The sequence below is a fragment of the Thiofaba sp. EF100 genome, from assembly GCF_039822285.1.
Taxonomy (GTDB): domain Bacteria; phylum Pseudomonadota; class Gammaproteobacteria; order Halothiobacillales; family Halothiobacillaceae; genus Thiofaba.
Window position 1 is genome coordinate 702077 of record NZ_JBAJEY010000001.1, and the last position, 13037, is coordinate 715113.

A 13037-nucleotide genomic window follows, 5' to 3' on the forward strand; every position below is an offset into this window, starting at 1 on the left:
CATGCTCTATCGATACACCGGGCCGCTGACGGCCATGACCCTGCCCGATGGGCGAGATGTGGTGCTTGCGCCTGGCTGCGCCGTCGATCTGCCGGAGGATAACCCGGTGGTGGCGACGTTCGCCGCACTGGGTCGGCTGGCCGCCGAGCCCGCGCCCAAGAAGATCAAGGATCAATCTAATAAGGAGTAAGCCATGCCAGCGAATTTTCTGCACGGCGTCGAGACCATCGAGATCGACAAGGGGCCGCGCCCGATCCGCGCGGTCAAGACCGCCGTGGTCGGCCTGATCGGCACCGCGCCGACCGGCCCCATCAATACCCCGACCATCGTCACCAGCATCAAGGATGCCGCCGCCTTCGGCGACATCACGGCGGCCAATACGGCGGGCCACAGCATCCCGCAGGCGCTGGATGCCATCTTCGATCACGGCGCTGGCACGGTCGTCGTGGTCAACGTCTTCGACCCGGCCCTCCACACCGTCACCGGCGAATCCGGCAAGACGCCGATCGCCGCCAGCCACATCATCGGCACGGTCGATGGCGCGGGCAAGCGCACCGGCATGAAGGCGCTGGAGGACACCTACAACCTGTTCGGCTTCAACGCCAAGCTGCTGATCGCGCCGGGCTATGCCACCCTCACCTCGGTCACCACCGAGATGATCGCGCTCGCCGGAAAACTCCGGGCGATGGCGATCATCGACGCGCCTGCCGGCATCGCCGTGCAGCAGGCCATCGAAGGGCGCGGTTCGTCGGGCAGCATCAACTTCAACACCAGTTCCGAGCGGGCGATCCTGTGCTACCCGCACCTCAAGGTATACGACCCGCGCACGAACGCCGAGCGCCTGGAGCCGATGAGTCCGCGCCTGGCTGGTCTCATGTGCGCGACCGATACCGAGCGCGGCTACTGGTGGAGCCCATCGAACCAGGAGTTCAAGGGCGTCGTCGGCGCCGAGCGCGCGATCACCGCGCGCATCAACGACCCACAGTCCGAGGCGAACCTTCTGAACGAGGCGGGCATCGTCACCTACTTCAACAGCTTCGGCTCCGGCATTCGCGCCTGGGGCAACCGCTCGGCGGCCTGGCCGAGCGTGACGCACCCGAAGAACTTCATCAACGTGCGCCGCACGGCGGATGTGCTGCACGAGTCGGTGGAGTACTCGATGCTGCAATTCATCGACCGGCCGATCAACGACGCGCTGATCGACGACATCAAGGGCAGCGTCAATGCCTTCATCCGCACGCTCATCGGGCGCGGAGCGCTCATCGATGGCGGATGTATTTACGACCCGGCGAAGAACCCGCCGACGGAACTGGCGCTGGGGCATCTGACCTTCGACATCAGCTTCATGCCGCCCACGCCTGCCGAGCGCATCAGCTTCGAGAGCTTCATCGACATCAACCTGCTCAAGAACCTGGGCGGCCAGTAAGGAGTGAGTCATGGCAAAAATCGAAATCCATCGCATCGCCAACGCCAACGTCTATCTGGACGGGCAGTCGCTGCTGGGCCGCGCCGAGGAGGTGCAGCTGCCCAGCATCAAGGCCAAGATGGTCGAGCACAAGGCGCTCGGCATGGTCGGCACCATCGAGGCGTTCGCCGGGTTCGAGAAGCTCGAAGGCAAGATCAAGTGGGCGAGTTTCTACGCCGACGTGCTGAAGAAAGCCGCCAACCCCTTCAAGTCCGCGCAGCTGCAGGTGCGCGGCTCGATGCCGATCATCGTCGGCGGCTCGGTCAACCGCGAGGCGCCCGTGGTGGCCCTGCTCTCGGTGGTGTTCAAGAGCCTGCCCGGCGGCAACTTCAAGCAGCACGAGAACGTGGAGCTGGAGACCGACTTCACCGCCTATTACATGAAGCTCACCGTGGACGGTCGGGACGTCACCGAGATCGACGTGCTGGAAAACATCTACAAGGCCGGCGGGGTGGACTTGCTGGCGCAGTATAACGCCAACATCGGGGGCTAAGCCGTGGTCATCACCCTGAAATACCCCGTCAAGCTGGCGACCGGAAAGACGCTGGAGAATATCGCCCTGCGCCGCCCGACGCGCGGCGACATCAAGCGCGCGCAGAAGGCGTCGTCCGACCCGATCGACCAGGAGGATTTTCTGCTCGCCGCGCTCACGGGGTTGACCATCGAAGACCTCGACGCGCTGGACGCCACCGACAGCAAGGCGCTCACCGATGCCTTTCGCGGCATGGTGGATGCGTGACGACGATCTGTGGGCGGCGGATGCGCTGCTCGCGCGCTGGTTTCGCTTCCAGCCGTCGGAGATCGACGCGCTGGAGATGGACGACTACCTGCGCTGGCTGACGGAAGCCGAGCGGCAGATCAAGGCCGAGCAAGGCCAGTGATCCAGCCCAGCAGCAGCGCTGCCAGCGGCGAGAGCGCCAGGCCGATGACGAGCCCGGCGGCAAGACTTGCGCCGGTGAGCCAGGCCAGCGCGGCGGGGATGAGGATGGCGACAGCGATCATGGAGTCACTATAGCATGGCGGGCAGCACGATAGAGCTTGGCATCCTGCTCAAGACCGTCGGCGCGGGCGCCGTCTATGGCGCCATCTCGCAGATCGGCGGCAGCATGGACAAGCTGCGCGCGCAGACCGACCGCGCGCAGCTCATGCACGACCGCCTTGGGCAGACGATGCAGGCCATCGGCGCGAAAGGCCGCGTGGTGGCGGACCTGTCCGACGAATACCAGCGACTGGGCGCGGCCATCGATGCCGCATCGCGCGCCGCCGGTCGCATGGCCGATGCTCAGGCCAGGATGGAATCGCACGCGCAGGCGATGGCCAAGCTCAAGGGCGATGCGCTTGGCGTGATCGGATTGGGTGCGACGCTCGGCGCGCCGGTCAAGGCGGCAGTCGGCTTCGAGAGCGCGATGGCCGATGTGCGCAAGGTGGTCGATGGCACGGATGCCGAGATCGCGCAGCTTGGCGATACCCTCAAGCGGATGACGCGAGAGATTCCGCTGTCCGCCGATGGGCTGGCGGCGCTGGCCGCTTCTGCCGGGCAGCTGGGCGTCAAGCTTGGCGACATCCCTGACTTCACCAAGACCGTCGCCAAGATGTCGGTGGCCTTCGACATGGCCGCCGACGAGGCTGGCGATGCAATGGCCAAGGTGGCCAACGTCTATGGCATCCCGATCAAGGAAATCGGGCGGCTGGGCGACGCCATCAACCAGATGTCCAATGAGTCCCCGGCCAAGGCCAGAGAGATCGTTAACGCACTATCACGCGTCGGCGGCGTAGCCAAGACATTCGGACTGTCTGCCGAGCAGGCGGCGTCACTTTCCGGCGCGCTGATCGCGATGGGCAAGCCGCCGGAGGTGGCGGCCACCGGCATCAATGCCATGCTCACCAAGCTGATGACCGCCGACAAGCAAGGCAAGCAGTTCCAGGCCGGGCTGGCGGCCATCGGCACATCGGCCGAGGTGATGAAGAAAGCCATCCAGCAGGATGCGCAGGGCGCGATCCTGGGCCTGCTCAAGTCGCTGGAAAAGCTGCCCAAGGAGCAGCGCATGGGCGTGCTGGTAGACCTGTTCGGCCTGGAGTACGCCGATGACATCGCCGCGCTGGCCGGATCGCTCGATGTCTACGTGGCGCAGATCGACGCCGCGCGTCGCGCCGAAGGGTCGATGGGTAAGGAGTTCGCCGCACGGGCGGCGACCACGGCCAACAACTGGCAGCTGCTCAAAAACAACATTTCGGAGCTGGGTATCGAGATCGGATCAGTTCTGCTGCCCGCCGTCAATGGCGTGATCGGCAGCGTGCGTCCGGTCGTCGAGTCGGTGACCGAGTGGGCGCGGCAGAACAAGGGGTTGGTCGAGGTGCTCGGCAAGGCGGCTGGCGCGCTGCTGCTCTTCAAGGCAGGCAGCCTCGCCGCGCGCTTTGCCTTCCACGGGCTGGGCTACGTGCTGCAAGGCGGCATCCTGCGCGCAACGCAGTTGCGCAGCGCGCTGGCGTCTGCACGGCTGGCCATGTCGATGCTGTCCGCTGGACGCATCATGGCCGTGGGCGACCTGATGGCTGGAGCTGCCGCATCTGGTGGCCTGTTGCTCAAGCTGCGCGAGATCGCCAACTCCGGCGCGCCACTCAAGGCCATCGGCTGGCATCTGCGCAGCCTGGGCACACAGGCGCTCGCGGGTGCCGCCAGCATCGGCGGCACGCTCACTGGCGCGCTGCGCATCGCCGGTCAGGCGGTCATGTGGCTGGGGCGCGCGGTGCTGCTCAACCCCATCGGTCTTGCCCTCTCTGCCGCCTCGCTGCTGGTCTACAAGTTCTGGGGTCCGATCTCTGGGTTTTTCAAAGGCGTGTGGCAGGGCTTGACGGACGGGCTTGCGCCCATCGCCAGCACTGCACGCGCGGCCTTCGCGCCCATTGCGCCCATGCTCGCGCCGGTGGGGCGCGCGCTGTCGTGGGTCGGCGACCTCATCGGTGCGCTGCTCAAGCCAATCGAGGACACGGGGGGCGCAGCGCAAGCCTTCGGCGTGCGCGTGGGGAATGCCATCGCCTCCGCCATCAAGATGTTCCTGTCGCTGCCTGGCAAGCTGCTGGCGCTGCCAGGCGAGATGCTGAAAATCGGCGCAGAGATCGTCAACGGCCTGATCGGAGGCATCCAAAGCCGCCTTGCCGCTGCGGGCGAGGCAATCAAGGGCCTGGGCGCATCCGTGGTGTCTGGCCTTAAAAACCGGCTCGGCATTCGCTCGCCCTCGCGCGTCTTCGAGGGGCTGGGCGGCTTCGTCGCGCAAGGCTTCGCGGGCGGCATCGGCGCCGGGATCGATGGCGTCAAGCGCGCAGCGGGGGCCATGTCCGCCGCCGCGCTGGTGGCGCTGCCTTCCGTGCCCGCATTGCATGCGACGAAATCCGGCGCTGGCAGCGCGGGGGCCATGCAGATCACCTTCGCGCCGCAGATCACAGTGACCGGCGCGGCCAGCCCCGAGGCGGCGCGCGAGCAGGTGCAGCAGGTGGTGCAGATGAGCTTTGCCGAGTTTGAAAAGCTCATGCGCCGCTATGAGCACGAGATCAAGCGGAGGAGCGCATGAGCCTCTACGCCGTGCTCGACGACATCGAGCTGGAGATCATCGCCTGGCTCGATGGCCTGGAGATGCGCTTTGCCGCCGACTACGCCACTCAAGGTCTGATCGGGCGCAAGAGCCTGATCCAGCACACCGGCTACCAGCCGGACGAGGTGACCATCGACGCGCTCTTGCACGCATCATGGTGCAACCCGGCTGACGAGGTGGCGCGGCTCAAGGCGGCGATGGATGAGGCCCGGCCGCTCGCCTTCGTGCTCGGCACCGGCGAGTACCGCGGCGTGTTCGTGATCGAGCGGCTGGAAGTGACCACCCGCCAGACCGACGGCTACGGCGCGGTGATCAGTTTCGAATGCCGCATCAGCCTCAAGGAATACATCGGCGATCCGGCAGAACCCTTGCCGCCGGGCGTTATCCGCGAAGGATACCGCATCCCCATCGCCGCCGAGGGCTCGGCGGACTGGGACGTGGGCGACATGGCCATGCGCTGGCCCGGCGACGGCGGCGGCTCGATTCTTTCCGACATCACAGATGCCGTCTGCGGCGCGGTGTCGGCCATCGGGCGGGTGACGCAGGCAGCGACCAGTGTGGCCACACTCGCGCGCATCGCCAGCGCCGATCCATCGGCGGCGCTGCTGGCGCTGCCGGGCGTCTCTGCCGGTGTGGCGCAGGCGGCATCGAGCCTGCCTGTCGATGCCATGCAGGGCTTGCAGCAGTTCGCCGCCATCGCCGCCGACGCCGGGCAGGTGGCTGGCGCGATGCAGTCAGCACGCGCCATGCTCGACGGCGCCTACGGCGCGCTCGATGCCGGGCTGTCTGGCATCTCCGTCGCGCTGTGGAACGTCAATGCCGCCGCCACGACGCTCGATGGAGCGCGCGACGCGCTCTCCCGCATCGGGCAGGCCGCGATCCTGAAGGAGCCGCAGCTATGGCACATCTGATCCACACCACCATCGAGGGCGAGCGCTGGGACTTGATCTCATGGCGCTATTACCGCGACGTGCGCCAGGTGCCGCAGCTCATCGCCGCCAATCCGCATGCGCCGAATGCGCCGGTGCTGCCATCTGGTCTGCGCCTGCGGGTGCCGCTGATTTCGCGCGCCAGTGTCACACAGGCGCTGCCGCCGTGGAGGCGTGGCGATGCCTGAGGCCAGAGTCCGCGCCATCGCGCCGGTGGTGGAGATCACCTATAACGGGCGCGATATCACCGCCGACCTCGCGCCCTATCTCACCCGCTGGTGCTTCACCGACCGCATGACGGGCGAGGCCGACACGCTCGACATCGAGCTGGGCGAGGTCAAGGCCGATGCGACCCGGTGGCTCTCCGACTGGTATCCGGACAAGGGGATGGAAATCGTCACGCGCTTCGGCTGGTCTCATCGAGACCTGGTGCCCGCCGGATCGTTCGACGTGGACGAGATCGAGGTGGAAAGCCCGCCCATGACTATCCGTATCCGCGCCCAGTCAGCGGGGGTTTCGCGCGCGGTGCGCAGCCGCATCGGTCACAAGTACGAGCACACCACGCTCAAGGGCATCCTCGCCGACGTGGCCAAGCGCCTGGGCGCCAAGCTCAAGGGCAGGATCGATCCTGACCCGGCCATCGAGCGCGCGACGCAATACGGAGAGACGCCTTGGCAGTTCGCGGTGCGTCTCGCCCGCGAGTACGGCTATACGGTGAAGCTCGCCGACAACAACAAGACGCTGGCGGTCGCGCGACTGGCCGACGACCAGCCGCCGATGCGGGTGCTCAAGCCATCCGACATGACGCGCTTCGCCTACCGCGACCAGATCACGGACGTGCCCGCCAAGACCACCGTGCGCCGCCATGACGAGCAGACCGGCGCGCTGGTGATCTACGAGGTCGATGCGCGAGGCCAAGCCGTGCCGGTGGACAAGGTGAGCAGCGACACCCGCGTCAAGGTGAGCCGCGCCGCGAACGCGCAGGACGCCGAAGCCCGCGCCCGTGCCGAGATGGAACGCCACGCGCTCGACAAGACCAGCCTCGACATCGACCTGCCCGGCGATCCGATGCTGGCCGCTGGGTTGGCCGTGGACGTGATCGACCTGGGCCGCGTGTCCGGGCGCTATGTGATCGTGGTGGCCGAGCACGCCATCGACCGCGGCGCGGGCTACACCACCCGGCTGCAACTCAAGAGGATCAATGATGCTGCCTGAAACCTTCCTGGAGTCCGCCGTAACCCTCAAGTTCGGCTTCGTGGCCGCGCTGGACGAGGCGCTGGGGCTGGTGCGCTGCCGCGTGCCAGACATGGACGATCTGGAGACCTGGTGGCTGCCGGTGCTCGTCGCCAAGACGCACCGCGACCAGCACTGGCATCTGCCCGACGTGGGCGAGCACGTGGCCCTGCTGCTCGATGCGCGCGGCGAGGTTGGCGTGGTGCTGGGGGCGATCTTCAGCCAGCGCGATACGCCGCCGGTGAGTACAGTGGACAAGCATCATGCGCGCTTCGCCGATGGCGGCATGGCCGAGTACGACCGCGCCAGCGGCAAGCTCACCGTCGTCGCCACCGGGCCGGTGGAGGTGACGGCAGGCGGCCAGGTGACGGTGCATGCGCCATCCGTCACGCTGGACGCGCCGCATGTGACCTGCACCGGCAAGCTTACCGTGGCGCAGTCCATCGCGGTGCAGGGCGCCGGCGGCGGCACCTCGACGGTGATTTCCGGCAACGTCACGGTCGATGGCAGCATCCAGGCGTCCGGCAGCATCATGGATGCCGGTGGCAACAGCAATCACCACACGCACTGATGCCGTGCGTCCCTGAACCGGTTCGTCCTGTCGCGCCGATCGCGCGCGCGCGACACTGCCCGGCATGAGCGCGCACCCCACCAGCTTGCACTGGCAGCCGGCCTACGGCGGCGATGGCTTCGCCGTGGCTTACGATGATCTCAGGCAGGCGATCCGCACCATCCTCTCGACCCGCGTCGGGTCTGATCCGCTGCGCCCGGACTTCGGCTCGCGCGTGCCGGACTATCTCGACTGGCCGATCGACCGCGCGCGCCCGCACATCGTGCGCGAGACGGTGGCGGCCATCCGCAAGTGGGAGCCGCGCCTGGCCGTCAAGCGCGTGCGCGTCGCGCCTGCCGAGGACAATCCGGCGCAGCTGGTGGTGGCCGTGCACTTCATCGCCGCCGATGGCGTCGAGGTCTCAGCCGAGGTGCGTCCGTGAATATCTTTGATGTCATCCCCAACGACCCGCAGGCCATCACCGCCGAGATGGTCGCCGCCTACGAGACGGCCACCGGCAAGACGCTCTACCCGGCGCAGGTCGAGCGGCTGCTGATCGACATCATCGCCTACCGCGAAACGCTCCTGCGCGCCGCGATCAACGACACGGCACGGCAGAACCTGGTGCGCTTCGCCCGCGCGCCGATGCTCGACTACCTGGGCGAGCTGGTGGGCGTCACCCGCCTGCCGGGTGAGGACGATGCGCGGCTGCGCGCGCGCATCCTCGAAGCGCCGGAGGCTTTCTCGGTGGCCGGGCCGCGCCTGGCCTACCGGCACCACGCGATGGGCGCGCATGCCACCATCGTCGATGTCGCGGTGGAAAGCCCCGAGCCGGGCGTGGTGCGGCTCTATCCGCTCACCGATTCCGGCCTGCCGTCGGCAGAAATCCGCGCGCTGGTGCTCTCTGCCTGCTCGGCGGAAGACGCGCGCCCGATCTGCGACACGGTGGAAGTCGCCGATCCGCAGGACACGCCATTCGCCGTCGATGCGCGCATCACCGTGCTGCAAGCGTATGACGCCGAAACCGTGCGCCAGTCCGCGCTGGAGAGCGTCACCGCTCGCTGCGAGACGATCCGCCGCCGTCTTGGGGCGGACGTCACCCGCTCGGCGATCATCGCCGCGCTGCATGTCGATGGCGTGCACGCCGTGCAGCTCGTCGCGCCGAATGCGGACATCCTCGCCGCGCCCACCGCCTGGACGCATGCGACCACGATTGCCGTGACCGTGACCGGAGCCGTCGATGGCTGACCCGATCGCCCCCGACCTGATCGCGCTCGATCCGCGCTTCGGCCCCTTGGCCGACCTGACACGGCGCATCGAGCAGCTGCCGCTCGATGGGTTGTTGACCTATCTCGTCGATACCGTGCCGGCGCACACCCTGCCCGAGCTGGTGCGCCAGTTCCACATCGGCGGCATCGAGGGCGGCCTGTTCGCCGCCACGGACGATGAGCGCCGCCGCCTGATCCGCGATGCCATCGCGCTGCACCGCAAGAAGGGCACGCCGTGGAGCATCCGCCGCGCGCTGGCGCAGATCGGCGTCGATGCCGAACTGATCGAGCCGCGCGACGTGCGTCGCGCCTATGCCGCGCTGAACCCGCTGTTGCTCGATGGATCGTGGCGACTGGACGGCAGCGGCCATCCGCTCAAGGCGGTGGAGATCGCCACCGGGCTGCCCTACATCGAGCACTGGGCCACCTTCCTCGTGCGCATCAACCTCGACATCGCGCGCGGCTACGACATGGCCGCCGTGCGCGATGCCATCCGCGAGTGGGCGCCGGTTTCGCGCCATCCGGTGCTCTTTTACTGGCTGGCGCAGGACTATCGCCAGCCGCTGGCCGCCGACCATCATCTGCTGCTGGACAAGCGCATCTGCCAGCCATACCGCTGGCCGGGCGCGACGCTGCACGGCTGCCCAGGCGCGGCCTGGCGCATCGGGCGCGCCGCCGTGCTCGACGGGCGGGCTTTCGGCTTTCGGCTGGGGGCGTCGACCACGCCGACCGAGCGCATCCGCGCCCGGCGCTGCGCATCGGGCGCGGTGCTCCACAAAGAGGCCGTGGCGCCGGCCTGGTCGCGCGCGCGCCTTCCCGCCGTGCGCGCGCGTCGCCTCGATGGTCGCTGGCGCATCGGCGCGGCCTGCCATGTCGGGCGCTTTACGCTCGATGGCCGCGCGCTCTCGCATGCCCGATTCGCTGCAGCCAGCAACGGCCTGACCGTCTCTGGCCGCTGGCGGTTAAGCGGCCCCGTGCAACCCGATTTCGAGATGAGGATCGTCCATGTCTGAAGCCATCACCCTCGACACCTTCCGCGCCCGGCTGGCCGCTGCTGTCGCAGGCGAATCCGCCTGCCCGGTGGTGACGCACATGGCCTTTGGCCGCGGCGGTCACAACCATGACGGCACGGCCAGGCCAGTCGCCGCCAGCCGCACCACATTGTTCGATGAGCGGCTGCGCAAGACCGCGGCCAGCATCGACCGCCCCAGCCCAACCGAGGTGCGCGTCAAAGGCGTCATCACCGAGGCCGAGCTCAACGGCGAGACCATCTCCGAGGCCGCCCTGGTGGATGCCTCCGGCCAGCTCATCGCCATGAAAACCTTCGCGCCGAAGGTCAAGGAATCTGACGAGCGCATCGAAATCACGCTGACCCTGCGATTCTGAACAAGGAGCCCGACATGACCCTGCCCAATCCGACCATCACCCCCATCCCGAACAACGAACCGGAGGCTGTGCCCAGCCTGTGGAACACGCGCTACGCCGAGATCGACGCCAATTTCGCCAACCTCGACGGGCGCGCGACCGCGCTCGAGGGCGAGGTCTCCGGCGCGCGCGCAGGCCGTCCGAATCTCGGCGCGGCCATCTCCGACATCATGACGAGTCTGGGCATCCTCTCCGGCACGGTCACTGGACTGGCCAGCCCGGCCTCCGTGCAGCAGGCGGTGAGCCTCGACTGGCTCTACCGCAATCGCAAGATCGCCTTCGAGCTCTTCGCCGATGGATATCGGCTGCGCAACATCGGCGAGGTGGCGGTAACCAACGGCGTCATGGGCGATGATTCGATCGACGTGGCCGACGCCAGCGGCTTTCGCGTCGGATGGGACTATCTGCTCAAGGACGGCGCCAGCATCGAGACGGTGCGCATCGCCGCCATCCTCTCGCCCACGCGCCTGCGGCTCACCAGCAACCTCACGCGCAATTACGGCGCCACCGCGCGCATCGTCGGCCAGACCGCGCCCGCTCGCGATGGCGGCGGCATCAGCGCGCAGCCTGGCGACCGCTGGATCAGCAAGGTGCTGAACCTTGGCGAAGACAACGAGACGCGCGCGGTAGTCATCCGCCGCAGCCACAACGCAGCGACGGTGCGGCTCTACTTCCGGGACGCCTACACCACTGCCTGGACGGAGCGGCCCTGGATTTACAAGCGCGTCGGCGCGCCGGATACGCCGATCCCGGATGGCTTCGCCGACTACGAATACACGCTGCCGATGAAGGGTGAAGGCTTCCTGCGCATCGTCGTGGAAGACGAGCCGTGCGACATCCTGCACATCGTCGGCCTTGGCGCGGTCACGGGTCTCTCCGGCCTCATGAATCCAGGGCTTGCCCCGGCTGCGCCGTCGATTTCGAGCCCTGCCAATGGCGCGACCAATGTTGGCGAGACGCCGACCCTGGCCATCGCCGCCTTCTCGTCGCCAGCCGGCAATGCCTTCGCGCAGGCCGAGTTCCAGGTCTCGACCAGCAACACGTTCGCCACGGTGCTGCACGCCAGCGGCTGGGTGAGCGCTATGAGCTACACCCTGCCAGCCGGGCTGCTTTCAACCAACACCACCTACTACGTGCGCGCGCGCGTCAAGGATTCGGCTGGGCTGCTGTCCGCCTTCGGCGCAGCGTCGAGTCTCACCACCAAGACGAGCTTCGCTTACGTCAACACGCCTCTGGTCACCAGCCCGTCCAACGGCGCAACCGACATCCCCCAGACGCCGACGCTCTACAGCAGCGCCTTCGGCGCGACGGGTGGATCGGACACCCACGCATCGAGCCGGTGGCAGATCCGGCTGGCATCGGGCACATGGGCCTCTCCAGTGCACGACTCGGGCGAGACCACCACGGCCAAGACCAGCTACCAGGTGCCCGCTGGCGTGCTTCAGGCCGGGCAGACGCAGTACGTCGCGCGCGTGCGGCACAAGGGTGAGACACTGGGCTGGTCGGAGTGGAGCGCAGATGTCGGCTTCACGACCAAGCAGCAGTTCGCCTCCATCATCGGCCTGATGCTGGCGACGCCCGGAGGCGGCGCGGGCACCTGGACGCGCATCGACGAAAACTTCAACGCCATCAGCAACCCCGGCGCGGCCTGGTTCAACAATCATCCGACCTACGCGGGCATCGTCACGCAAACCATCGACGGCCAGCAGATGGTCAAAATCCCCAAGTTCTACTTCCGCGCAGGCACGGTGCCCAGCGGCCCGAACGCGGGCAAGACCTACTGGCAAATCTCCGACCAGCCGGTCAGCGGGTTTGCTGTTCATCCTGCGTTCAAGACCGGCGCATCGACCGAAGTCGATCAAATCTGGGTTGGAAAATACCAGGCCAGCTACGACGGGTCGAGCAAGGCGCAGTCCATCGCAGGCGTGCTGCCGATGGTGTCGATGGACTTCCCAACCGCGCGCGCGCGTGCTTATGCCCGCAACACCGGCGGCGTGTCTGGCTTCCGTCTGTGGTCGGTCTATGACCTCTCCGCCATTCAGATGCTCGCCAGTATCGAGATGGGCGGCGCAGACATGCAGTCCCTCATCGGTCAGGGGCGCGTCAACCAGTCTTCGGCGGCCAATGTGGACGCCAGCGACGTGGCGCAGGCCACCTGGCGCGGCATCGTCGGCCTGTGGGGCAACGTCTGGCAGATGACCGATGGCCTCAAAACCAACGGCTCGACGGTTCAGCGCTGGACGTATAACGTGCCTGGCAACAGCACGACCACCGATTTCGCGACGGGCTATACGACCATACCTAGTCTGTCTGCGCCGAACGCTGGCGGGTATATCGTCAACTTCGACGCGGGCATGCTGGCCAATGGCATCTTCTGGGCATCGAGCCGCGATGGCACGCTGACCAATGGCTCGGCGGGCGACTATACCTGGCAATACAGCACTTCTGGCGACTACATCGCTTATCACGGCGGCGACTGGGGCGACGGCGCGAGCGCCGGGCTGTTCTGCCTGCACGTGTACGCCGCCCCGTCGGGCGCGGGCAGCGTCATCGGTGCCCGCCTGGCGAAGGTGTGAT

General features: G+C 67.4%; 16 protein-coding genes. 15 read left to right on the forward strand and 1 reads right to left on the reverse strand.

Features of this window, described 5'->3' with window-relative positions; all coding sequences use genetic code 11:
* The first annotated feature begins 1 nt into the window (after position 1).
* Genes V6D91_RS03505 through V6D91_RS03525 form a run of 5 tightly spaced genes read left to right on the forward strand, consistent with a single transcriptional unit; the run spans position 2 to position 2346 of the window.
* Positions 2-190 carry a hypothetical protein gene (locus V6D91_RS03505; protein WP_347317793.1) on the forward strand — a complete coding sequence of 63 codons (189 nt, stop codon included), beginning with the start codon at positions 2-4 and terminating at the stop codon, positions 188-190.
* A gap of 3 nt (positions 191-193) precedes the next feature.
* On the forward strand, positions 194-1426 hold the full coding sequence (locus tag V6D91_RS03510; protein WP_347317794.1) for a phage tail sheath subtilisin-like domain-containing protein: 1233 nt from the start codon (positions 194-196) through the stop codon (positions 1424-1426).
* Positions 1427-1436: 10 nt separating this feature from the next.
* Entirely contained in the window at positions 1437-1958 is a 522-nt protein-coding gene (locus V6D91_RS03515; protein WP_347317795.1) for a phage major tail tube protein, read from the forward strand.
* A gap of 3 nt (positions 1959-1961) precedes the next feature.
* On the forward strand, positions 1962-2204 hold the full coding sequence (locus V6D91_RS03520; protein WP_347317796.1) for a phage tail assembly protein: 243 nt from the start codon (positions 1962-1964) through the stop codon (positions 2202-2204).
* A complete protein-coding gene (locus V6D91_RS03525) occupies positions 2197-2346 on the forward strand; it encodes a hypothetical protein (RefSeq protein WP_347317797.1) in 150 nt (49 codons plus the stop codon). The genes V6D91_RS03520 and V6D91_RS03525 overlap by 8 nt, the downstream gene beginning before the upstream one ends.
* Here V6D91_RS03525 and V6D91_RS03530 read toward each other — a convergent pair.
* Positions 2324-2467, reverse strand: a complete 144-nt coding sequence (locus tag V6D91_RS03530; RefSeq protein WP_347317798.1) for a hypothetical protein — start codon at positions 2465-2467, stop codon at positions 2324-2326. The two genes, V6D91_RS03525 and V6D91_RS03530, sit on opposite strands and share 23 nt — an antisense overlap.
* 14 nt (positions 2468-2481) lie before the next feature.
* On the opposite strand from V6D91_RS03530, the gene V6D91_RS03535 reads away from it, so the two are divergent.
* From V6D91_RS03535 to V6D91_RS03580, 10 genes are all read left to right on the forward strand, one after another.
* Complete coding sequence (locus V6D91_RS03535) at positions 2482-5034, forward strand: phage tail tape measure protein (RefSeq protein WP_347317799.1); 2553 nt, start codon at positions 2482-2484, stop codon at positions 5032-5034.
* Entirely contained in the window at positions 5031-5966 is a 936-nt protein-coding gene (locus V6D91_RS03540; protein WP_347317800.1) for a phage tail protein, read from the forward strand. The genes V6D91_RS03535 and V6D91_RS03540 overlap by 4 nt, the downstream gene beginning before the upstream one ends.
* Positions 5954-6172 carry a tail protein X gene (locus V6D91_RS03545; protein WP_347317801.1) on the forward strand — a complete coding sequence of 73 codons (219 nt, stop codon included), beginning with the start codon at positions 5954-5956 and terminating at the stop codon, positions 6170-6172. Before V6D91_RS03540 ends, V6D91_RS03545 begins: the two co-directional genes overlap by 13 nt.
* A complete protein-coding gene (locus V6D91_RS03550; RefSeq protein WP_347317802.1) occupies positions 6165-7199 on the forward strand; it encodes a contractile injection system protein, VgrG/Pvc8 family in 1035 nt (344 codons plus the stop codon). The genes V6D91_RS03545 and V6D91_RS03550 overlap by 8 nt, the downstream gene beginning before the upstream one ends.
* On the forward strand, positions 7186-7788 hold the full coding sequence (locus V6D91_RS03555; RefSeq protein WP_347317803.1) for a phage baseplate assembly protein V: 603 nt from the start codon (positions 7186-7188) through the stop codon (positions 7786-7788). The genes V6D91_RS03550 and V6D91_RS03555 overlap by 14 nt, the downstream gene beginning before the upstream one ends.
* A gap of 64 nt (positions 7789-7852) precedes the next feature.
* Entirely contained in the window at positions 7853-8209 is a 357-nt protein-coding gene (locus V6D91_RS03560; protein WP_347317804.1) for a GPW/gp25 family protein, read from the forward strand.
* Positions 8206-9015 carry a baseplate J/gp47 family protein gene (locus tag V6D91_RS03565; protein ID WP_347317805.1) on the forward strand — a complete coding sequence of 270 codons (810 nt, stop codon included), beginning with the start codon at positions 8206-8208 and terminating at the stop codon, positions 9013-9015. Before V6D91_RS03560 ends, V6D91_RS03565 begins: the two co-directional genes overlap by 4 nt.
* Positions 9008-10048, forward strand: a complete 1041-nt coding sequence (locus V6D91_RS03570) for a phage tail protein (protein WP_347317806.1) — start codon at positions 9008-9010, stop codon at positions 10046-10048. The genes V6D91_RS03565 and V6D91_RS03570 overlap by 8 nt, the downstream gene beginning before the upstream one ends.
* Positions 10041-10421, forward strand: a complete 381-nt coding sequence (locus V6D91_RS03575; RefSeq protein WP_347317807.1) for a hypothetical protein — start codon at positions 10041-10043, stop codon at positions 10419-10421. Before V6D91_RS03570 ends, V6D91_RS03575 begins: the two co-directional genes overlap by 8 nt.
* Before the next feature lie 14 nt (positions 10422-10435).
* Entirely contained in the window at positions 10436-13036 is a 2601-nt protein-coding gene (locus tag V6D91_RS03580; protein WP_347317808.1) for an Ig-like domain-containing protein, read from the forward strand.
* Position 13037 lies beyond the last annotated feature (1 nt).